The sequence below is a fragment of the Actinomadura meridiana genome, from assembly GCF_039537545.1.
GTDB classification, from domain to species: domain Bacteria; phylum Actinomycetota; class Actinomycetes; order Streptosporangiales; family Streptosporangiaceae; genus Spirillospora; species Spirillospora meridiana.
In genome coordinates this window covers 277,321-297,811 of the sequence record NZ_BAABAS010000015.1, presented here as the reverse complement: position 1 = coordinate 297,811, position 20,491 = coordinate 277,321, and the positions used below count along the sequence as shown (strand labels likewise).

Annotated in this window: 18 protein-coding genes; 3 read left to right on the top strand and 15 right to left on the bottom strand. The window is 72.2% G+C overall.

What is annotated here, in order from left to right; translation table 11 throughout:
* Positions 1 to 19: 19 nt before the first annotated feature.
* Positions 20 to 1,765, bottom strand: coding sequence for a serine/threonine-protein kinase (locus tag ABD808_RS22520; protein ID WP_344899825.1), 1,746 nt, complete (start codon positions 1,763 to 1,765; stop codon positions 20 to 22).
* The gene (locus ABD808_RS22515; protein WP_344899823.1) at positions 1,765 to 3,759 is read right to left on the bottom strand and encodes a serine/threonine-protein kinase; all 1,995 of its coding nucleotides are present in this window, start codon (positions 3,757 to 3,759) and stop codon (positions 1,765 to 1,767) included. Before ABD808_RS22515 ends, ABD808_RS22520 begins: the two co-directional genes overlap by 1 nt.
* Before the next feature lie 236 nt (positions 3,760 to 3,995).
* Between ABD808_RS22515 and lysX the strand changes: the two genes are divergently transcribed.
* Positions 3,996 to 7,247 (top strand): bifunctional lysylphosphatidylglycerol synthetase/lysine--tRNA ligase LysX, encoded by a 3,252-nt coding sequence (lysX, locus tag ABD808_RS22510; protein WP_425548966.1) that lies wholly within the window; start codon positions 3,996 to 3,998, stop codon positions 7,245 to 7,247.
* Here lysX and ABD808_RS22505 read toward each other — a convergent pair.
* From ABD808_RS22505 to ABD808_RS22490, 4 genes are all read right to left on the bottom strand, one after another.
* Positions 7,244 to 7,747, bottom strand: a complete 504-nt coding sequence (locus ABD808_RS22505; RefSeq protein WP_344899819.1) for a hypothetical protein — start codon at positions 7,745 to 7,747, stop codon at positions 7,244 to 7,246. The two genes, lysX and ABD808_RS22505, sit on opposite strands and share 4 nt — an antisense overlap.
* Before the next feature lie 41 nt (positions 7,748 to 7,788).
* Complete coding sequence (locus ABD808_RS22500; RefSeq protein ID WP_344899817.1) at positions 7,789 to 8,034, bottom strand: hypothetical protein; 246 nt, start codon at positions 8,032 to 8,034, stop codon at positions 7,789 to 7,791.
* A gap of 83 nt (positions 8,035 to 8,117) precedes the next feature.
* Entirely contained in the window at positions 8,118 to 9,209 is a 1,092-nt protein-coding gene (locus ABD808_RS22495) for a winged helix DNA-binding domain-containing protein (RefSeq protein ID WP_344899815.1), read from the bottom strand.
* Positions 9,210 to 9,303: 94 nt separating this feature from the next.
* A complete protein-coding gene (locus ABD808_RS22490) occupies positions 9,304 to 9,522 on the bottom strand; it encodes a hypothetical protein (protein WP_344899813.1) in 219 nt (72 codons plus the stop codon).
* Between the two features lie 18 nt (positions 9,523 to 9,540).
* Between ABD808_RS22490 and ABD808_RS22485 the strand changes: the two genes are divergently transcribed.
* Positions 9,541 to 10,065: a CGNR zinc finger domain-containing protein gene (locus tag ABD808_RS22485; RefSeq protein WP_344899811.1), complete on the top strand. Its 525-nt coding sequence runs from the start codon at positions 9,541 to 9,543 to the stop codon at positions 10,063 to 10,065.
* 3 nt (positions 10,066 to 10,068) lie between these two features.
* On the opposite strand, the gene ABD808_RS22480 is transcribed toward ABD808_RS22485, so the two are convergent.
* From ABD808_RS22480 to ABD808_RS22465, 4 genes are all read right to left on the bottom strand, one after another.
* Complete coding sequence (locus ABD808_RS22480) at positions 10,069 to 13,395, bottom strand: hypothetical protein (RefSeq protein WP_344899809.1); 3,327 nt, start codon at positions 13,393 to 13,395, stop codon at positions 10,069 to 10,071.
* A gap of 92 nt (positions 13,396 to 13,487) precedes the next feature.
* Positions 13,488 to 13,691: a PspC domain-containing protein gene (locus ABD808_RS22475; RefSeq protein ID WP_344899807.1), complete on the bottom strand. Its 204-nt coding sequence runs from the start codon at positions 13,689 to 13,691 to the stop codon at positions 13,488 to 13,490.
* A 131-nt stretch (positions 13,692 to 13,822) separates the two neighbouring features.
* Positions 13,823 to 14,509 (bottom strand): HAD family hydrolase, encoded by a 687-nt coding sequence (locus tag ABD808_RS22470; protein ID WP_344899804.1) that lies wholly within the window; start codon positions 14,507 to 14,509, stop codon positions 13,823 to 13,825.
* Positions 14,506 to 15,156, bottom strand: a complete 651-nt coding sequence (locus ABD808_RS22465) for an MBL fold metallo-hydrolase (RefSeq protein WP_344899801.1) — start codon at positions 15,154 to 15,156, stop codon at positions 14,506 to 14,508. The genes ABD808_RS22470 and ABD808_RS22465 overlap by 4 nt, the downstream gene beginning before the upstream one ends.
* A gap of 90 nt (positions 15,157 to 15,246) precedes the next feature.
* On the opposite strand from ABD808_RS22465, the gene ABD808_RS22460 reads away from it, so the two are divergent.
* The gene (locus ABD808_RS22460) at positions 15,247 to 15,441 is read left to right on the top strand and encodes a hypothetical protein (RefSeq protein ID WP_344899797.1); all 195 of its coding nucleotides are present in this window, start codon (positions 15,247 to 15,249) and stop codon (positions 15,439 to 15,441) included.
* Between the two features lie 73 nt (positions 15,442 to 15,514).
* Here the strand turns inward: ABD808_RS22460 and ABD808_RS22455 are convergent, their stop codons facing one another.
* The 5 genes from ABD808_RS22455 to ABD808_RS22435 form a co-directional block, all read right to left on the bottom strand.
* Entirely contained in the window at positions 15,515 to 15,811 is a 297-nt protein-coding gene (locus tag ABD808_RS22455; protein ID WP_344899794.1) for a Fe-S cluster assembly protein HesB, read from the bottom strand.
* A gap of 123 nt (positions 15,812 to 15,934) precedes the next feature.
* Entirely contained in the window at positions 15,935 to 16,702 is a 768-nt protein-coding gene (locus ABD808_RS22450) for an SDR family oxidoreductase (protein WP_344899791.1), read from the bottom strand.
* 17 nt (positions 16,703 to 16,719) lie between these two features.
* Positions 16,720 to 18,372, bottom strand: coding sequence for a serine/threonine protein kinase (locus ABD808_RS22445; protein WP_344899787.1), 1,653 nt, complete (start codon positions 18,370 to 18,372; stop codon positions 16,720 to 16,722).
* A 223-nt stretch (positions 18,373 to 18,595) separates the two neighbouring features.
* Positions 18,596 to 19,066, bottom strand: a complete 471-nt coding sequence (locus ABD808_RS22440) for a MarR family winged helix-turn-helix transcriptional regulator (RefSeq protein ID WP_344899784.1) — start codon at positions 19,064 to 19,066, stop codon at positions 18,596 to 18,598.
* A 121-nt stretch (positions 19,067 to 19,187) separates the two neighbouring features.
* The gene (locus ABD808_RS22435; protein WP_344899781.1) at positions 19,188 to 20,426 is read right to left on the bottom strand and encodes a hypothetical protein; all 1,239 of its coding nucleotides are present in this window, start codon (positions 20,424 to 20,426) and stop codon (positions 19,188 to 19,190) included.
* Between the last annotated feature and the right edge of the window lie 65 nt (positions 20,427 to 20,491).

Sequence of the window (20,491 nt, the reverse complement as noted above, 5' to 3'; positions counted from 1 at the left end):
GAGGTTCCCCCCACCTGGGTCATCCCACCCCGGAGGGACGGAACGTGTCGAGCACATTCTTCACGAGTGCCTCGTTCTCGTTCCACTGGGACGCGGGAAGCGCCACGACCACGGCGTAGGACCGGCCGTCGACGACCAGCCCGCGGTCGCGCGCCCGGGTGACGCCCGCGCGCGACCAGGTGAACTCGATGTCGGCGGCGGGCGTCCCCGCGACGCTGGTGCGGGTGATGGGCGCGACGCGCTGGAAGTTCTTCAGTTTCCCGTCGGCGATGGCCTGCCGTTCCCAGGCCACCCAGTGCCAGTACGGGTCACCGCTCCACGGCGTCCGGTCGACCTGCACGTAGGCGTTGGTCGCCGAGTTGATCCAGATGACGCTGTTGCCCTGGACGGAGCGCCGCCACCCGGCCGGGACGCCGATCGTGAAGCCGGAGCCGCGCCCCGGGACGAGCCCGTCCGGCAACTGAGTCGGCGCCGCCGGGGACGACACCGGCGTGCTCGGCGACTGCGAGGTGCTCGGCGTGTCGGACGGCTTCGGCGCGGATGTCCCGGCGATGGTCGCGGGCGGGTTCGATCCGCCCCGCTCCGGGCCGGACGAGCCGTCCGGCCACAGCAGGTACCCGGCGACGGCCAGCGCGGCGACCGCCACGACGGCGCCCGCGAGCACCGGCAGGACGGGCACCCGCCGACTGGGCGCCACGGGCTGGGCGGTGCCGGACGTCCACGGGCCACCGGGCCCCGGCGGGTACGAGCCGCCGGGCCCCTGCGGGAACCACGTGGTCACGCCGTCCGGCACCGGCCCGGGGGTCGGCCCCGGCTCCGGCCCTGTCACCGGAGCCGGGGAGGCTTCCACGGCCATCGTCGAATGCGGGTGCGGGTTCGAATGGGGGTGCGGGGCCGCGTGCGGGTGCGGGGTCGCGTGCGGGGCGAGGTGCGCGGCGGCCAGGCTCGCGGCGTGCCCGGACGCGACCGCGGCCAGCGACTCCTCGGCGCGTTCCACGGTCATCCGCCGCGCGGGGTCGCGCTCCAGCAGCCCGGCGAGGACGGGCGCGAGCGGCCCGGCGTTGCGCGGCGGCGGGACGTCCCGTGTCAGCACGGCCGCGAGCAGCGCCATCGGGTCGGTCTGGTGGTGCGGCGACTTCCCCTCCGTCGCGGTGTAGAGGGTGGCGCCGAGCGCCCACAGGTCCGACGCGGCGACCGCCGGGTCGCCGTTGATCCGCTCCGGCGACATGTAGGCGGGCGAGCCCATGACCATTCCGGCGCTGGTCAGCGTCACGTCGCCGGACAGCTGCGCGATGCCGAAGTCGGTGAGGATGCCGCGGTCGTCGCCGGTGACGAGCACGTTGGCGGGCTTGACGTCCCGGTGCAGGATGCCGATCGTGTGCGCGGCCCGCAGCGCGCCCGCGACCTGCCGTCCGATCACGGCGGCGCGGCCGGGCGGCAGTGGGCCGTCCTCGTCCACGATCTCCTGGAGGGAACGGGCCTCGACCAGCTCCATGACGATCCAGGGGCGGTCGTCCTCGTCCACGACGTCGTGTACGGTCACGGCGCCCGGATGGTTCAACCGGGCCAGCGCGCGGGCCTCGCGGAGCGTCCTGAGGTGCCGGTTGCCGCGTTCGTCGTCGTCCAGCCCGGCGGGCAGCACGACCTCCTTGACGGCGACGTCCCGGTCGAGGATCTCGTCGCGGGCGCGCCAGACGGTGCCCATGCCGCCGCGTCCGACCACCGATTCGAGCCGGTACCGACCGGCGAGCAGGCGGGCCGCCATCAGTCGCCCGCGGGTTCGAAGAAGCGGTACACGGGCTGGAGGTCGGCGAAGACCTTGGCCCAGTCCTTGTCGGGGGCGCACAGCAGGATCGCGTAGCCGTGGCCGTTCGCGACGAACCCGCGGTTGAGGATGTGGCGGCGCCCGCCGCCGCTGTCGAAGGTGAACTCCCAGTCGGCGGACTTGTCGCCGTCGCCGGTGTCGGGGACGGGCGGGTGGTCGCCGGTCGGCTCGATCCGGATCTTCTTGTAGCCGTCGAACCGGGTGCCGCCGCGCTCCTGCCGCCGCCAGTCGTCGATCGCGCTGTCGCTGGGGTCGTCGACCTGGTCGATCTGGACGTAGACGGCGCGGTCGGGCGAGTAGTAGTAGTCGCCGCCCTGCTTGCGCTCCGGGCCGCTCCAGCCGCTCGGGACCGCCAGGGAGTAGCCGCTGCGGTCCTTGCGCTTCGTGAAGCCCGCGGGGAGCGCGTTACCGGGCTTGGCCGAACTCGGCGGCGGCGCCGACGACGCCGGACCGCCGGTCGCGGGCTTCGTGGCGGGTGACGTGGCGCCGTCCTTGCGGGCGGGTTTGCCGCCGTCGCCGCCGCTGTTCGCGAGCGCGATGCCCGCGACGACCACGATGATGACCAGCGCCACCACGGTGACGATCAGGACGTTGCGGTTGGAGACGAGGGCGGGACGCCCGGCCGGATGCGTCGTCGGCGCGAAGTGCGTTGGCGACCCGTGGTCGGGCGACCCGTGGTCGGGCGGCCCGTGGTCGGGCGAGCCCTGCTGGACGGCCCCGTGCCCGGACGGCGGCGCGCCGCCGGTCGGCTCGGCCCGCGACCGGGACCGCCAGGACGAGGCGCGGCCCGGGTCGGGCGTCGTCTCGCCGGGCCCGGCCTTGCCGCCGACGCTGCCGAGCTTGGCCGTCGAGCCGGGGTCGGTGGTCGTCCTGGACGGCGAGGCCGACGCGGCGGGCGCGGCGGGCGGAAGGTCGAAGCTGGTCAGCTGGTCGGGACGGCCCTCGAGCGCGTCAGGACGGGCCTGCCGGTCGACGGGGTCGAGGCTGGTCCGGCCGCCTGGGTCGACGCTCGTCCGGCCGCCGGGGTCGTCGACCGGCGCGACCGGCTCGTCGCCCGCGTACTCGACGGCCATGGTCCGCTGTGTGTCGATGGTCTCCTGGCGGACGATGTCGTCCAGCAGCGCGCCGGCCTCGATCGCGTCCATCCGCTGGTCGGGGTTCTTGTGCAGCAGCCCCTCGATGACCGGGATCAGCCGTCCGCCCTTCTCCGGCGGGTCGGGCTCCTCGGAGATCACCGCGACCAGCGCGGCCATCGGCTCGGGCCGCTCGAACGGCGACCTGCCGTGCAGCATCGCGTAGAGGGTGACGCCGAGCGACCACAGGTCGGACGCCGGGCCCGCGACCCGCCCGCGGGCCCGCTCCGGCGCGATGTACGCGGGCGAGCCCATGACCAGGCCGGTCTGGGTGAGGGTGGCGTCACCGGAGGCGGTGGCGATGCCGAAGTCGGTGAGCACGGCGCGCTCGCCCATCCGGCCCGCGCCGGTGATCAGCACGTTGCTCGGCTTGACGTCGCGGTGCAGGACGCCCGCGCCGTGCGCGGCGTGCAGCGCGGCGAGCATCTGCCTGCTGATCTCGGCGGCGCGGTGGACGTCCAGCGGACCGTCCTGCTTGATCACCTGGTCGAGCGAGCGGGCCCGGATGAGCTCCATGATGATCCAGGGCCGGTCGTCCTCCTCGACGACGTCGTAGACAGTGACGACGCCGGGGTGACCGAGCCGCGCGGCGGTGCGCGCCTCACGGAACGTGCGCTTGTGATGCACGACGCGCTCTTCGTCGGTGAGACCATGCGGGAGGATGACCTCCTTCACCGCGACGTCACGACCGAGGACCTCATCGTGCGCCTGCCAGACCGTCCCCATGCCGCCTCGGCCGACCTGGGTGACCAGGCGGTAGCGGCGAGCGAGCAACCGCTCACCGGTGGGTTCATTTGGCATATCCGCGACCATATCGACTTTTGCTGACAACCTTGGACCGACCTTGCACGCCACATCCCCCTACCCGTACGACGTCCGGGTGCACCCGGAGGTTCGCCGTCTGACGGGGCCCCGCGCTCCGAAATGTGATCGACGTGACATCCGTGACGAATAATCCGGTTCCGCCCGACCGCGCCCCGGACCAGGCGGGGGCTCCGGACGCGCGCCGTTCGGGCGTTCGCGGCGAATGGACCCGGCTGATCCAGGCCGCTCCGACGATCGTGTTCTGGTACACCCGTCTCTCCGGGATCCTGTCGCTCCTCGCGTGGGTCTCCTATGGTCTCATCCTTGAGATCGCCGATATCTGGGCGTTGCGGTGGATCGGGTATCTCGGTTGGTTTCCGAGCGTCCCCGTCGGGCTTCTCTGGATCCTGCTGTCGATGGGCGTCCGGCGGCGCAAGCGGGCCGCGTGGCGGCTGCTCCTGTTGATCTTCTCCCTGCCGGTCGTGGTCGGCGCCGCGACGCTCCTCGCGGCCGCCCTCGATCCGGGCCGGGCCGCGCCGCCCGGCATGATCGCCACCATCGGCGTCTACGTCGCCGCGCTCGCCCTGCTGATCGGCGCGCGCGGGCAGTTCACCACGCTGCCCGACCGCGCCGACCGCCGCCTGGCCGGGCTCGTCTTCACCGGCATGCTGGTCGTGACCTGCGGAATCGGCACGCTCCTCGTCACCCTGACCGACCGCGACCACAGCGGCGAGTTCTGGACGCACCCGCTGTACGCGGTCTCCCAGACCGTCCTCGGGCCGCGCGTCACGGGCAGGCCGATCGACGTGAACGTGCCTATGTGGGTGGACGCGATCCTGTGGGTCCTGGGCACCGGGCTGCTGATCGCCACGTTCTGGGCCCTGTTCAAACCGGGGCGCCGCGACCCCGTCCTCGGGCCCCGGGAGGAGCTGGCCGCCCGCGCGCTGCTCGCCCGGTACGGCGACCAGGACTCCCTCGGCTACTTCGCGCTGCGCCGCGACAAGGACGTCATGCTCGCACCGAACGGTAAGGCGGCCATCGCCTACCGGGTCGAAGGTTCGGTCGCGCTGGCAAGCGGCGACCCGCTCGGCGACCCCGAGTCCTGGGACCAGGCCATCGAGGCGTGGCTGGCGGAGTGCCGCGCGCACGCCTGGATCCCCGGCGCCGTCAGCGTCGGCGGACGCGGCGCGCACGTCTACCGGCGGCACGGGTTCGACGCGCTGGAACTCGGTGACGAGGCCGTCGTCGACCTCACCGCCTTCAACCTGGACGGACGCGAGATGCGGCAGGTCAGGCAGGCCGTCCGCCGGGTCGAACGGGCCGGGTACGAGGTGCGGATCCGGCGGCACGCGCAGATCCCCGCCTGGGAGATGGCGCTGTTGATCCGCCGCGCCGACGCCTGGCGCGGCGAGGACACCGAACGCGGCTTCTCCATGGCGCTCGGCCGTCTCGGCGACCCCACCGACGGCCGCTGCGTGATGGTCGAGGCGTTCGACGCCGACGGCGAGCTGCGCGGCCTGCTCAGCTTCGTCCCGTGGGGGCGCGCGGGCCTGTCGCTCGACCTGATGCGCCGCGACCGGTTCGCCGAGAACGGCCTCAACGAGTACATGGTCGCCAAGCTCGCCGAGAAGGCCGCGGCGGTCGGGGTGCAGCGGCTGTCGCTGAACTTCGCGATGCTGCGGTCGGCGTTCGCACGCGGCTCGCAGATCGGCGCCGGACCCGTCGCGCGGCTGCACTACCGGTTCTTGTCGTTCGCGTCGAAGTTCTGGCAGCTCGAATCGCTGTACTTGGCGAACTCGAAGTACATGCCGGAGTGGCGTCCGCGCTACATCTGCTACACGCAGAGCCGCCATCTCGTCCGGCTGGGCCTGGCCTATGCCCGCGCGGAGGGGTTCCTGCCGAACCTGAACCGGCCGAAGCTGGAACGCGCGGCGGCGATGGCGCCGTCCAGCGACCTCGTCGAGAAGATCAGGCAGGCCGACGACGCCGCCGACGCGGAACGCGCCCCGGCGCGGCGGCTGTCGGAGCAGGAACGGGTCAGGCACGCCAAGCTCGACCGGATCCGCGCCGCCGGGATGGACCCGTACCCGGTGCACTGCGAACGCGCCGACTTCGCCGCCGACATCCGCGCCCGCTTCCCCGATCTGGCGCCCGGCGCGCACACCGGGGTCGTCGCGGCCATCGCGGGACGGGTCGTCCTCGCCCGCGAGCACGGTCGGCTGATCTTCGTCACGCTGCGGGACGAGACCGCCGACCTCCAGGTCATGCTGACCGCCGACGCGCTCGGCGACGACTCGCTGCACCGCTGGAAGACGCTCATCGACCTCGGTGACCAGGTGGCCGTCCAGGGCGAGGTCGTCGCCTCGCGGCACGGCGAGTTGTCGGTGCTGGCGTCGTCGTGGACGCTCGCCGCCAAATGCCTGCGCCCGCTGCCGAACAAGCGGTCGGGCCTGTCCGACTCGGAGGCGCGCGTCCGGCAACGGTACGTCGACCTCATCGTCAACGACGGCGCCCGGCGCATGCTCCGGATGCGCGGCGACGCGATCGCCGCCCTCCGCGACGGGCTGCGCGCCAGCGGCTACCTCGAAGTCGAGACGCCGATGCTGCAACCCGTCCACGGCGGTGCCACCGCGCGCCCGTTCACCACCCGCGTCAACGCCTACAACATGCGGCTCCACCTGCGGATCGCGCCCGAGCTGTACCTGAAACGGCTCCTCGTCGGCGGGGTCGGCCGCGTCTTCGAGCTGAACCGCAACTTCCGCAACGAGGGCGTGTCCCCCAAGCACAACCCCGAGTTCACGATGCTGGAGGCGTACGAACCGTACGGCGACTACGACACGATGGCCGAGCTGACCCGCTCCCTCGTCCTGGACGCGGCGCACGCCGCCCTCGGCACCACGGCCGTCGTGCGGGACGGCGTCGAGTACGACCTCGCCGCGCCGTGGCGGGAGATCACCGTCTACGAGTCGGTGTCCACGGCGGTCGGCGAGGAGATCACCCCCGACACGCCACTGGACGTCACGCGGAAGCTCGCCGAACGCTTCAAGCTGAACGTCGACCCGAAGTGGGGCCAGGGGAGGGTGGTGCAGGAACTGTTCGAGGCGCTCGTCGAGGAGCACCTCATGGAGCCGACGTTCGTCCGGGACTACCCCTCGGAGACGTCCCCGTTGACCCGCCCGCACCGCCGCGACCCGCGTCTCGCCGAGAAATGGGACCTCATCGTCTTCGGCATGGAACTCGGCACCGCCTACTCAGAGCTGATCGACCCCGTCCTGCAACGGCGGCGCCTCACCGAGCAGTCGCTGCGCGCCGCGGGCGGCGACCCCGAGGCCATGGAGCTGGACGAGGACTTCCTGCGCGCCCTGGAGTACGCGATGCCCCCGGCGGGCGGCATGGGCATGGGCGTCGACCGGCTGCTGATCGCGCTGACCGGCCACAGCATCCGCGAGACGATCACGTTCCCGCTGGTGCGCCCCGGTTCCTAGAGGGTCCGGGGGACGGGCCGGTAGCCCTGCTCCGCGAGCCAGGCGCGGGCCACGCCCCGCCGGGCGTCCTCGCCCTCGGGCAGGACGCCGGGCGGGATCGGCAGCCAGCGGGCGTCGTCCGCCGCGTCGAGCGCCTCGTCGATGGCCAGCACGTCGCCGCGCTCAAGATCGAGGACGTGGAGGCCGTCGTCCATCGCCGCCGCCACCGCCCCGAGATCGGCGGGAAGCGGCGACAGCGCCGGACGCGGACCGTGCCCGAGCGCCGCCGCCAACTCGGCGTCCCCGGGCTGGCCGCGCTCGACCAGCCGGGCGCGGCACTCGTCGACGAGCCACGCGCCTTCGGCGAGGCCGTCCGCCATGACCAGCAGGGCGATGTCCCCGGCGTACTGGAGCACCGGGTCGAGCGGCCGTCCTCGGAGCACGTCGAGCCCGGCGGCCCGGTCACCGCGGTGCGCGGCGGACCGCAATCGCGCCAGCGCTTCGTCGTCCCATTCGGTCACATCGACATTTGTACAGACTTCTTGGGACTCGGGATGGTGATTCAGCGGGGCCGCTTGTCCTCGACGTGGACGACGGTCAGTTCGCGTCCGTCCCGATCACGTTTGGACCGTCCCAAAAGACCGATGACCAGATCCTCGGCGCCGTCGTCGACCTCGTCCGGGGCCACATGGGTGAGGACGTCGTCGTGATGCCCGTACACGGCCCAGCCCGGCGCCTCGTCAAGGTCGATCGTGCCGAAGTCGGCGGCGGGACCGCCCGCGTGGACGGGCCCGTACTCGCGCAGCATTTTTGATGAGGCTCAGTGTCAACTGTTTGGCCAGGGAATGAGAAGGCCTAGCCCGCCATCGGCGGAGTAGCTCCCCGGGTATTTCAGTCCGCCAAGGACGTGACGCGAAGCTCGTGCGCGGCGTCGGGCGCCGCGAACTTCAGCAGCCGATTCGCCTCTTCTTCGACCGCCGACGCGTCCGGCAGAGGCGCGAAACACTCAACGGTCAGGACGGCGTTCCGCGCTTTCCTGTCGTGTTTGAGGGCCCAGAGGCCGTGGACTCGTCCGTCCACCAGAAGCGTCGGCTTGATCTCCGAACCGACGCACACGACCCGGCGCTGCTCGTCCGTCATCAGCCGGGTCCGATCGGCGTAGGCGAGGACCAGATTGTCGAACGCCGGAAGAAACCGAACGGGCGCCGCGACATCACCGGGAAGCCGCGCCTCCGGAACATCAAACAGCTCGACACCACCCTCGTCCCGGTATTCCCGAAGCTCGCCCCGGAGCCCCTCGAAAACGGCGTCCATCCGCCGCAGCCCGGACCACACCTGGAAGTCCTTCACCGACGCGGGCCCGAACGCGGCCAAATAGCGCCGCACCAACCGATCGACCCCGACCTCCCGGAAAGGCCGCCCGATCCATTCCTCCGCAAGAGCGAACGGAGTGGCGCCCCCGACATTCCAGGTCCCACTGGGCGGCGGATGAACAACCGACAACAAGGCCTGCACCGACCAGCCCAGAGCTTGCAGATCCCGATCAGGCCACCGCTCGGCCAGCCGCCGGGCGACCTGCGGCCGAGTCAGAACCTCACCGTCCAGAAGCTTGCGAGCCTCCGTGGCGAGCTCGTCCAGGTCCCACTCCTTGGTCACGCCACCAAACCCCGCCTGCCGAGCCTGAAGAATGCGCTCCTGAACAAGCGGCCGCAACCACAGAAAGTCCTCCGCCAGGGCCATGTGCTGCGTCCCCCTGAGACTCGACCCGCGCACAACAGCCCGCCCGGTCATCAACTCGGTGAGCTGCTGCTGTCGGAACCCGGCAAGCCTCGTCCACAACCCGTAGTAGGGCGCGTTGGTCTCCTGCGCCTGAACCGCGACAAGCCGTCCCACCGCGTCCGCGACCGACATCTCAGAGCGCGCCAGCAGAAGCTGCCGATCCAGAGCCGCCCGATTCAACGTCCGCCCATCCAGCACCCGCATCAAGACTCCCCACACGGAACGAACTGTTCCGCTCCACCATATCAGAACGGAACAATCTATTCCATTAGCCATCGCAGCCCCAGCTCGGCGGCCGTCACCGCCGCCGCCTCCCGTGGAACCCGGCCCGGACGGGATCGCTCTCGGCGAGTTCGGCGACGGCATCCTCGGCCCGCGACTCCCCCTCCAGACGCCACCAGAAGGCGTCGGTCAAGATCTCGGCTCGCGCTGCCGTCGACCGGGGAGGAAGGACGTCCAGGGCAAGGTCCCAGAGTCCGGCGCGCACGAGGGGCAAGTAGGTAGTGTTCGGATCCATGCCACCTACTATCAAGTCATGGAGGTAGGCGGTCAAATGCGATACATCGCCTACGTAGGCAATCTGACCCGGCTGGCCGTGGAACTCGTCAACGGCGACGAGCCGAGCGAATTGCGGCGCGAGTTCTTCCGCCAGCACCGGGTGACCGAGCCCGACCCCGAGGGGTTGGACGGCTTGTTGCCCGCATTGCGGGACGCGGTCGCGGCCGTCGCCGACGGCGGGCCTTCCGAGCCGGTCAACCTGCTACTCGGCCGCTTCCCACCGGAGATATATGTCAGCGAGCACGACGGGGACGGGCCGCATCTGCATTTCGCCCGCGACGGTGAAGACGCCGTCCACTGGCTCGGACGGGGCTGCGCGGCCGCCCTCGCGCACGTCCTGTGCGGGGACCCGGACGTGACCGTGGGCCGCTGCCGGGCGCGCGACTGCCCTCGTTTCTTCGTGGACGACTCCCGCAACCGCAGCCGCCGGTTCTGCTCCAACGCCTGCGCCAGCCGGACGACCGTCGCGGCGCACCGCGCCCGGCGCAGGGAAGGCGGGTGAGGGTCAGTCGGGGGCGGCGCGGCCTCGGTAGGCGTCTATGGCGTAGCGGAGGCGGGCGCCTACGAGAAGTTCCTCGTCGTCGGGACAGTCGAGGAGGCGGGCGACCAGTTCCACGAGCTGGTCGTCGGACAGGTCGGGCTCGCGCTCGGCCATGCGCCGGACGATCTCGACCAGTTCGGGGCGTTTGTAGGTGACGATCGACCGGCCCCGTGTGACCTGCGCGGTTTCGGGCTCAGGTTCGGGCTCGGTGACTTCGTCTGGTGGCGGGGACGGCGGGTCCTCTTTGGGGGGATCCGGCTCCGGTTGTTCGTTGCTTGTGTCCGGCTCGGGGACCGGTGGGGTCTCCGGGTCGCGGAGGGGCGGGGCGTCCAGGCGACGGGGGCGCAGCGGCGCGCTTTTCTGCGGGGGCGTTGGTTCAGGGGTCGGTTGATCTGGGGGTGTTGTGGTCAGGGCGGTGTAGAGGGGGGTCGTGGGAGTTATCGCCTGGCGGAGGTGGGGCGGGAGGGCGGCCGACGGGTGTGGGCCTTCCAGGGGTGGGAGGGGCGGGCCGGGAGGGCCCACCAGGATCATTCGGGGGGCCAGCCAGAGGAGGAAGAGGGCTTCCGCTCCTGCCTCGTGTTCGCCGTCCACGATGACGACGTCGAAGGAGCCGGGGGCGGGCGGGAGGACGTCGGGGACGCGCCAGAGCGGGAGGATCCAGGCGGGGACGATGTCGGACGGCCCCGTCGGGTCCGGCGGCAGGGACGTCCGGACGGCCGCCCAGGCGTGGGCGGCGGTGAGGTCTGCGCGGATGGCGTCCAGGCGTTCCTCGGCCTCGGCGAGGGCGCTGCGGAGGGTCTCCTCGGCCGGGACGGTCCGTTCGGCGAGGCGGCGGGCGGCCTCGCGGGCCCAGGTCCAGGCCTCGTCCCAGCGTCGGGTGCGGGCGTGCCAGACCTCGTCGCCGTCGGTGGCGAGCATCAGGTTGGCGAGGTCGGGGTGGACGGCCCGGACGCGGGCGAGGAGTTCCTCGCAGCGGATCTGGAGGGAGCGTTCGTGGCGGGCCTCGGCGAGGGCACCGAGGGCGCGGGCGTAGGCGGCGGCGTCGCGGGCGCCGATGGCGGTGAGGGCGGCGCGCAGTTCGGGCGGGTCGTCGGGAGCGACGGGGCCGATCGAGTCGCGCAGGGCGTCCAGGTCGGCGGCGGCGCGGTTGACCCCGAGGCCGTCCAGGGCGTTGCGGAGCGCGGCCGCGTAGTCGTGCCACTGGAGGGGGTGGCCGAGCGGGACGGTGAGGCCCGCGCGGGCGAGCAGCGCCTTCGTCTCGTCCACGGCGGGCATGGCGTCGCCGACGCGGGTGAGGCGGGCGTGGGCGCGGACGAACCGGGCGACGCGATCGGCGGGCGGCACGTCGGCGGGGAAGGAGATCCCCGCCGCCTCCCACACGTACTGCAACTCGCGGCAGGTGATCCGCACCGAGAGGTCGGTGTGGGCGAGGTCGAGCAGTTCGGGTGTGTTGGGCGTGGCGCCGTCCACCCGGACGGTGGCGAGCAGCGGTTCCGCCTGGCGCTGCGCGGCCGAGCGCAGCGGCCCGCGCTTGAGGGCGCCGCCGCCCGCCAGATGCGCGCGCAGGTCATGCGCGGACGAAGCGAGGTCGCGCAGGTCGGCGCCGTCGGGCACGTCGACGCGGTGGCCGCGCAGGTTCGCGACGGCCTGTTCCGCCCAGCGGGCGCGGGCCGTCATCTCGGCGACCCGTGACCAGATCAGCGGGCGGCGGCCCCCGAGCGCGTCGCCGAACGCGCGGACGGCGAGGTCGGCGGGGTTCCAGCCGCCGGGGTGGCCGTCCAGGCCGAGGTCGCGGAGGGCGGCGGCGACGGCGGACGCGGCGCCGTCCAGCCGGGCGAGGAGGGTGACGTCGGTGTCGCGCAGCCGCCGGGACAGGTCGGTCTCGGACCGTTCGGCACGTTCCGCGGCGGTGGACTCGGCGTCGATCAGCGTCCGGACGTAGGCGGCGCTCGGCAGCGCGCCCGGGTCGACGTCGCGCTGCTCGATGCGGGCCTTGCGTTCGCCCGTCTCCTCGGCGAGCAGGACGGCGAGTTCCGCGGCCTCGGCCCGGGAGATCGGCGGGCCGGACGGCAGGTCGGGCCGGACCGGCATCCACGCCAGCTCGGGCGCCTCGGCGCGGAGTTGGTCGTCCGGGCGGGACGCGTCGCCCTCGGCGGAGTCGCGGAGCCGGTCGCGCAGCCGGGCGGCCTGCCGGGCGGCGGCCTTCTCCCGTTCGGTCAGCGCGGCCAGGTCGGGGGCGGGACGGGCGAGGATCTCGTCCGCCGCCCTGGCCGCCGCGTCCTGGTCGGTGACCGCGAGGCCCGCGAGGCCGGGCGGGAGCGCGGCGCGCAACGCGTCCGACGCCGCCGCGCCGGACGTGGCGACGAGCACCCGGTGGCCGCGGCCGAGCAGCCCGACGAGCAGGTCGGGGACGGTCTCCGGCGCCCGTTCCGGCACGTGCATGACGTGCGGCCGCCGCGACGGTGAGACGAGCCGCGCGAGGCCGTCCGCGACGCCCCGGGGCAGCAGCCGCAGGAGCGTGGCGTGGTAGTCGGCGACGGCGGTGCGGCCCGGCGGGCGGACGACGAGCGCCGGGGCCAACCTGATCTGCGGGACGGCCGAGACCGCGCCGGGGTCGGGCGTCCACTCCTCGCGGTAGCCCGCGGGCGTGGAGAGAGCGGCGGAGCACCAACTGCGCAGGGTGTCCCCGACTGAGGCGGTCAGCCCGAACCCCTCCCCGGCCCGCACCGCCGCCGACACCGAGTCGGCGGCGCGGTAGCCGGGATGCCCGGACAGAAGGTCACGGTCGCGCAGGGTCGTGTGCCCGGCGAGGATCACGTCGATGCGTTCCGTACGGTCGTCCACGACGATGTGGACGGGCGTGCTCAACAGATGGTCGTGCACGACGGGGCGCCACGCGAGCAGCCCCGTCGCCAACACCACTTCCTCGCCGGACAGTTCACGCAGGACCCGGTACCAGTTGCGCAGCGCCAGCCAGCCGTCGAACTCCTCCAGCACCACCGGGGGCGTCAGCGGGATGACCGGCACGCTGAACAGGACGTCGCCGGGGCCCGCGTCCGTCTCGACGTACACGTCGCCCGGCAGGTCGCACAGCCAGTGGACGTGGTCGTGCCCGGCCACGTCCCGGGACGGGCGCCGCCGCCCCCGCGCCAGGTCGCGCAGGTATCGCAGCAGGAGCGCCGCGTGCTCGGACTCCCGCCCGTCGGCGCCCCCCTGCGGTTCGGGCGCGGGACGGGGGGCCGTCTCCCCGCCGGGATACAGGCCTGGACCCGGGCCGCCCTCCTCAGGCACCGCGGCTCCTTCCCTCCCAAAGGGGTGAATCGTGGTGCCACGATCTAACACCTCCGGGACGGCCCGGTCGAGAGCCACCGATGATCTTGCGGTCAGCGGCTTCCGGCCATGCGGCGCTCCTCGCTGGGCATCATCACCCAGAGCACGAGGTAGACGACGAACTGCGGCCCCGGCAGCAGGCACGACAGCAGGAACAGCAGCCGGACGGTCGTCGACGACAAACCGAACCGGCGCGCGAGTCCCGCGCAGACACCGGCGATCATTCGACCGTGGCGCGGACGGTAGAGGCCGTTCATGAGGTCTTCTCTCCCCGAATCGTCGAGCGTTGAACGTGGCCGCGCCGTTCGCGGCCACATCACCAACGGTACGAACCGGGCAGCCGCCGCCACATCGGCCGTTCGGCCTGTTCAGCGCCCATACTCCGGAGCTAGGGGACTTCCCCTAGGGGCGCGTTGTGGGCGGCGACGAGGCCGGGGAGGGAGGCCAGGTCGTCCAGCACGAACAGGCACCGGCGCAGCGTTTCGGGATCGTCCTGGATGTGGCCCCAGGGGCCGCGCCGCAGGAACGCCGCCCGCACCCCGTACGCGAGCGCGGGCCGGACGTCGTTGTCGATGCGGTCCCCCACGTACAGGATGCGGTCGGGCAGCATCTCGGCGAGTTCCGCGCAGCGTGCGAAGAACTCCATGGCCGGTTTCTGGACGCCCCACACGTCGGAGATCCCGACGACGTCGGCGTCCAGCCCGAGCGCGGCGAGCTGCTCGGCCGCCTCGACGGGCTGGTTCCCGGCGATCCCGACGTACAGGCCCTGGTCGCGGAGCCCGGACAGGCACGCACGGGCGTCCGGGTACAGGTCGTCCGGGCCGAATCCGTTCGGGACACCGGCCTCCTGGCGCGCCCGTTCCTCCGCTCGCAGGTCGAACCCCGGCCGGAAGTACTCGAAGAGGTCCAGGTGGGTTCCGCCGGTCGCGAGGATCGCGCCCAGCTTGGAGAGGAACGTGTGCCTAGGCACGCCCAGCCATTCGGCCCAGCGTCCGTAGATCTCGCCCTCGTTGATCAGCGTCTCGCCGACGTCGAGGAAGACGGCCCGGACGGGCCGCGGGTCGGGTCCGCTCACGCGGTCGCCAGGTCGACGGTGGTGCCCGGGTCGAGGCGCGTGAACTCCTTGCCCAGCTCTTCTCCGGCCCTGGCCACGTGGGCCTTCATCACCGTGAGGCCGAGGTCGTTCAGCGCCCCGTCGTGGATCACGAACGCCCGCTCCGGCCGGACCTCCCGCGTGTACGTGTACAGCTCGGGGATCTTCATCCAGGGCGCGTTGCCCGGCAGGCACAGCGTCGGGACGGGCTCCGCCGGGACGGTCAGCGCGTCCCCCGGGTGGAAGACCTCACCGTCGACGAGGAATCCCGTGTTCGGGATGGGCGGCACGTCCGGGTGCAGGATCTCGTGCTCCTCGCCATACACGTGGACGTCGAAACCCGCGATCGTGACGGCGTCGCCATGGCCCACCTGGTGGACTCGTCCGCCCAGGTCGGCGAGGCTCTCGGCGACGGTGCGGGACGTCCAGACGTCCAGCTCGGGCCGCTCGGCCATGACGGCGCGCAACCCGTCGGGGTCGAAGTGGTCGAAGTGCTCATGGGTGATGAGGACGGCGTCCGCGACGGCGAGTGCACCGGCCGCGTCGCTGAACGACCCGGGGTCGATGACGATCGTCCGGTCGTCCTCGGCGAGTTGGACGCAGGCGTGACCGAGCTTGGTGAGTCGCATCAGACGATCTTTTCACGTGGGCGGCGGTGGCCGGAGGCGGCGCGGCCAAGGCCCGCGCCCGGCGCGGTCCCGTCTGCCAGACTGGCGACCGTGACGCCTTCCCCCGACTCCGAGGACGCGGGACGGCCGTCCCGCAGAGAACTGGACCGGCAGGTGCGCGAACGCTACGGGACCTGGCGCGACCAGCCACGCGGCCTGGCCTGCGCCGTCATCGCCGCGTTCATGGTCCTCACGACGGTCGCGTTCCTGTTCGTCGTGGTGATCGTCATCGCGGCCGTGCGCTGAAGCCGGAGTCCCGGGGTCCGGGGCCCCGGCTCCGCCGAGCCTTGTGGGCAGGGGCTTGTCGGGTCGGGGCCTGTCAGGCCGGGGTTCCCCCGCCCTCCGCGATGGTGAACGCCACGTCGCCCTGTGGGTCGACCTGGGCGTCGAGCGTCTTGTCGTCGAGCATCTCGGCGACGGTTGCCTCCAGGTACACCTTGGCGCCCTCCTCCTCGACGACCTGGTCACCGGCCTCGGGGGCGGGCGCGACCGAGAGCCGCAGGGCGTCCGAGCCGTCGAGCCCGGACTCGATGCGGATGCCGGTGTCCGGCGGAAGCTCCGGGTTCGCGGTCACGGTTCGTATGACCTGGACGGCACCGCTGGTCAGCGTGAGCACGATCAGCTCCTCACGTCTCTGTCTTTCGGGATCGGATCTGCCCCACCCTCCCCGGAACTCGTACCGGTAAACATCGGTGCCCCCGGCGTTTCGTCAGTTCACCGGCGCGTCCCCCGGCGGACGTCAGAGGATCGCGGCACGGACGGTGGTGCCGCCGTCGACGACGAGGGTCTGCCCGGTCATCCAGGATGAGGCGTCCCCGGCGAGGAACACGGCCGCGTCGGCGATGTCCTCGGGTTCACCGAGCCGTCCGAGCGGCATCTCGGCGCTGATCCGTTCCTCGTCGCCCTCCCACAGGGAGCGGGCGAGATGCGTCTTGACCAGGCCCGGCGCGATGCAGTTGACGCGGACCTTCGGGGCCAGCTCCATCGCGAACTGGCGGCTGAGATGGACGACGGCCGCCTTGGTCACGTTGTAGTACCCGATGCCGTGCTCGGTGACCAGGCCGCCGACGGACGCGATGTTGACGACGGCGCCGCCGCGCTCGGCCAGCGACGCGCGCAGGGCCAACCCCGTCCACTGGACGACCGCGAACTGGTTGACCTGGACGGTCTTCGCCGCGGCGGCGGGCTCGATGTCGGCCATCGGCCCGTAGTAGGGGTTCGTCCCGGCGTTGTTGACCAGGACGTCGATGCCGCCGAACTCGGCGACGGCGGCGTCCATGCACGCGGCGGCCTGTCCGGCGTCGCCCACGTGCGCGGCCTTCGCGAGGACGCCCACGTCGGGGTGCGCGGCGCCGATCTCCTCGGCGGCCCGGTCCAGCGCGTCCTGGTCGCGCGAGGAGATGACGACGTTGGCGCCCTCGGCGGCGAGCCCCATGGCGATCGCCCTGCCGATTCCCCGGGAGGCTCCCGTGATCAGGGCGGTCTTTCCCCGCAGCCCAGTCCGCATGCGTTCTCCTTGCCCTGTTACTTGACGGTGAAGCCGTCACAACCGAGGTAATAGGCGTCGCCGTTCGGCTGGACGTGCATCCACACGATCGTCCACACGCCTTTGTACAGACCAGTCGCGCCTTTCGACGCGTTCCAGCTGAAGTCGTTCGGATAGCTCAGGTCCAGCCCGTGCTCGCCCGCCTCACCCTGCGGATAAAGGAGCGGCTTGCTGGTGACCCATGCCGGACCCGCACTTCCATAGGGGCCCGGTTCGCGGAGTTGCGCGGCCAGGTAGTAGTTCGTCGGACGCTCGTATTTGAAACGCATCCCGAACTCGACGCTTTTCTTCGTGTACGGCTGGCGCGGTGCCGAGACCTGCAACTGATAGGCGAATTTCTCGTCCGCCTTCTCGACCCGGATATTGGGCAGGCAGGTGAAGTCCTTCGGGGAGTACGCCAGGTTCTGGTAGTCGAGCGTGGGTTTCTTCACCAGGATCTCGTCCGGCGGGCGACCATTGGGGCCAGGGGTTCGGCCGGAGGGCGTCCCGGACGGCGGCGCGGACGAACCCTGGGCGGACGAGCCGCCGCCGCTTCCCGTCCCGGCGCCCGAGCCCTTGCCGGTGCCGGTGGCCTCGCCTCCGTTGGAACCGCCGTCATCGCCGTTGAGGAGGGCCCGTGCCCCGAACGCGCCGCCCAGGACGACCACGGCGATCCCCGCGACCGCGGCGATGACGGCGGCGCGAGATCGCAGCGGAGTCGCGCCCGGCACCGCGGTCTTGGTGCGTTCCGGTGGGACGAGTCCGAACGTGACGGCGTCCGCGACGCTGAGCGGAACCGGCGGCGGGGCACCCACGACCCCTCGATACGCGGGATCGTCGGTGAGCGGGACCGGGGACGCGGCCAACTCCAGCAGCCGCTCCAGCGTGACCCGGGACCCGGGCTCCTTCTCCGCGCAGAGCCGCACCAGGTCGGCGACGCGCGGGTCGACCCCGTCCAGGTCGATGTCGCCGCTCAGCGTGCGGTGGATGATCGCCTCGATGCGTCCGCCGCCGAACGGCGGGCGTCCCGTCGCGGCGTAGGCGATGGTGCCCGCCAGGGAGAACACGTCCGACGCGGGCACGGGCTCCTGCTCGCGGACGACCTCCGGCGCCACGTAGCCGGGGGTGCCGTTCCACGCGCCGGTCTGGGTGATCTGCGTCTGGCCCTCGCCGCGCGCGATCCCGAAGTCGATCAGCCAGGGCCCGTCCGGGGCGAGGATCACGTTGCCGGGTTTGAGGTCGCGGTGCTGGACGCCGTGCCCGTGGATCTCCAGCAGCCCTTGGGCGAGTGCGGCGAGAAGCCGCAGGCAGGTGTCCGGGGGCAGCGGACCGTGCTCGGCGACGGCCTGGCGGAGCGTCGGACCTGGGACGTACTCGGTGGCCAGCCAGTACGGCGGCGCGTCCAACCCGGCGCCGATCATCGCGGCGGCGAACCGGCTGCGCACCCGTTCGACGGTGGCGACCTCCCGGCGGAACCTGGCGAGCGCCTGCGGGCCGTCGAAGTCCTCACGGATCACCTTGAGGGCGACATGCCTGCCGCCGCCGGTGAGCCCCAGATACACCTGGCCCATGCCGCCCGCGCCGATACGGGCGATCAACGGGTAGCCGCCGATCTCGGCCGGGTCCTCGGGACGCAGCGCCTCCACCGTCACCTGCCATTCTGTTGTACGAGCCTGACGCGCATGATCTTATGGCCGAACCGGATTATGTGATGGAAGTCACCGGGTGGCGCGCGTGTGACCTGCGGCGCCGGGGGTCAGGTCTCTGATGTCACGGTTCGACCGGTCCATTCGACCGGTCGGCGCGGCTCCGGGACGAACGGGGGCGGTCCCGGAGCCCGCGTGCGGGGGCCCCCGGGGTGCCGAGGGCGTGGCCTCAGGCGAGTCTTCTGATCTCGTCGATGATGCCGGGCATCTGCTCGTTGCTCCCGCGCAGCCAGTCGAGCAGGAAGGCCAACTGCTCGTCGGTGTAGGACGCGGTGCGCTCCCAGTAGGAGCGGCGGATCGGCTCGAAGTAGCGGCCGAACTCCGCCACGTTCCCCTCCACGAGTTCGACGATCACGCGACGGCGGTCGTCGGGGTCGCGGGTGCGCCGGACGTACCCCGCCCGCTCCAGCCGGTCGATGACGGCGGTGATCGCGCCACCGGTCGTGATGCCCATGAGCTGCGCCAGCTGACCCGGCGTCTGCGGCCCGTCCAGCGACAGCGCGTTCACGCACTGCGCGTCGGTGACGTTCATGCCCGCCTTGCTCGCGGTCGCGTGGTGCAGCAAGACCGTGAACATCGTGCTGCGCCGCATCGCCAGCTGCAACTCGCCCGCCAACCGCTCGCGCTCCGGGCTCGACACGGCCCCACCCTCCCTTGTGACTCTCCTACAGAGAGGCTCATTTCAAGAGCGACTTTTCCCCACCGAGCCTAGTAGCCGGGGCCCGGACGCGACCAGCCGGGGTGGCGGCCGACACCGGGCGTCAGGCGCTGGCGATCTTCAGTTGGGAGAAGAACTCGTTGACGTCCGGGTACTTCAGCTTGTGCGTGTTCGGCATGGACGCGAACACCACGGCGGGCGACTCGCGGCCGGTGTCGATCACGGCGGTGGCGTAGAGCTCGCCGGTCGCCCGCACCCCGTCCCGCTTGTAGGTGAGGTAGGAGGCGATCAGCCAGCCCTGGTGCCCGTCGACGTTCAGGGCCTGGGACGCGAGCGGCACCGACCGGTGCGGGAAGGCGTAGTACTGCGCCTCGTATCCCCGGGCGGCGAGCCCGGCGACGTTCTTGACGCTGTCCGGCCCCTGGTAGGCGCCGCGCAGGCTCGGCAGCAGCGTCCCGGTCAGGAGCTGGCCGTACCAGTACCGCCCGCCGTGCTTCTCGGTCACCAGGATCTGCTGTCCGGACCAGCCCGGCGTGCCCAGCTTGTTCTTCTTGGTCGGGACCTTCCACGGGGCGGCGAGCCTCGGGTACGACAGGCCCGAGCCCTCGTCCTCGACACGCGCCACCATCTTGGTCGGCCTGCCGCGGAACTTCTTGAGCTTCTTGTCGGGCGGCAACTGCGGCTGAGCCGTCTCGGCGGGCTGCTCGGCGGACGACGTCCGGTTCGCGTTGCCGTCCGTCTCGGCCGGTTCGTCGTCGTCGCCCTTCAGGAAGTAGACGGCCCCGGCCGCGACCAGCGCGAGCAGGAGCAGCCCCACACCGCCGAACAGCACGACCCGGGAACGGCCGCCGCCGTCGTCGAACGGGTCGCGGGACGCGCCCGGCGAGCCGAGCTTGGCGTCGGCCGCGGCCTCGTCCGCCATCCAGTCGGGCATCTGCCAGTTGCCGCTGCTCGGCCTGCCGGGCCTGGCGGGCATGCCCGCGCCCGTCGGAACGGCCGGGACGTACGCGGCGTCGCCCTCGCCGCCGTCATCGTCGGAGCCGTCGAACAGCGACCCCTCCCACTGCGGCGGCTCCTCCTCCGCGGGGGCGGGGACGGGCGCGACCTTGACGTCCTCCTCGTCCCGAGGCTGCTCGTCCCCGGGCTCCTCGCTCCGGGACTCCTCGCTCCGGGACCACTCGTCCTGGGGCTGCTCGTCCCGGGGCTGCTCGGACCATTCCTCCCGAGCCCACTCCTCCCGCGGACCGCCCTCGACCTTGCCCCAGACGTCATGGGCCTCGGCCCCGCGCTCGCCGTCGCTCATGTCGGTCCAGCGCATGCCGCGCTCCCCCTGATCGGACATGCGGGACAGGCTACGCCAAGATCACCAGCCGGGTTCCGGCGGACAATCACGCTCAGGACACAACT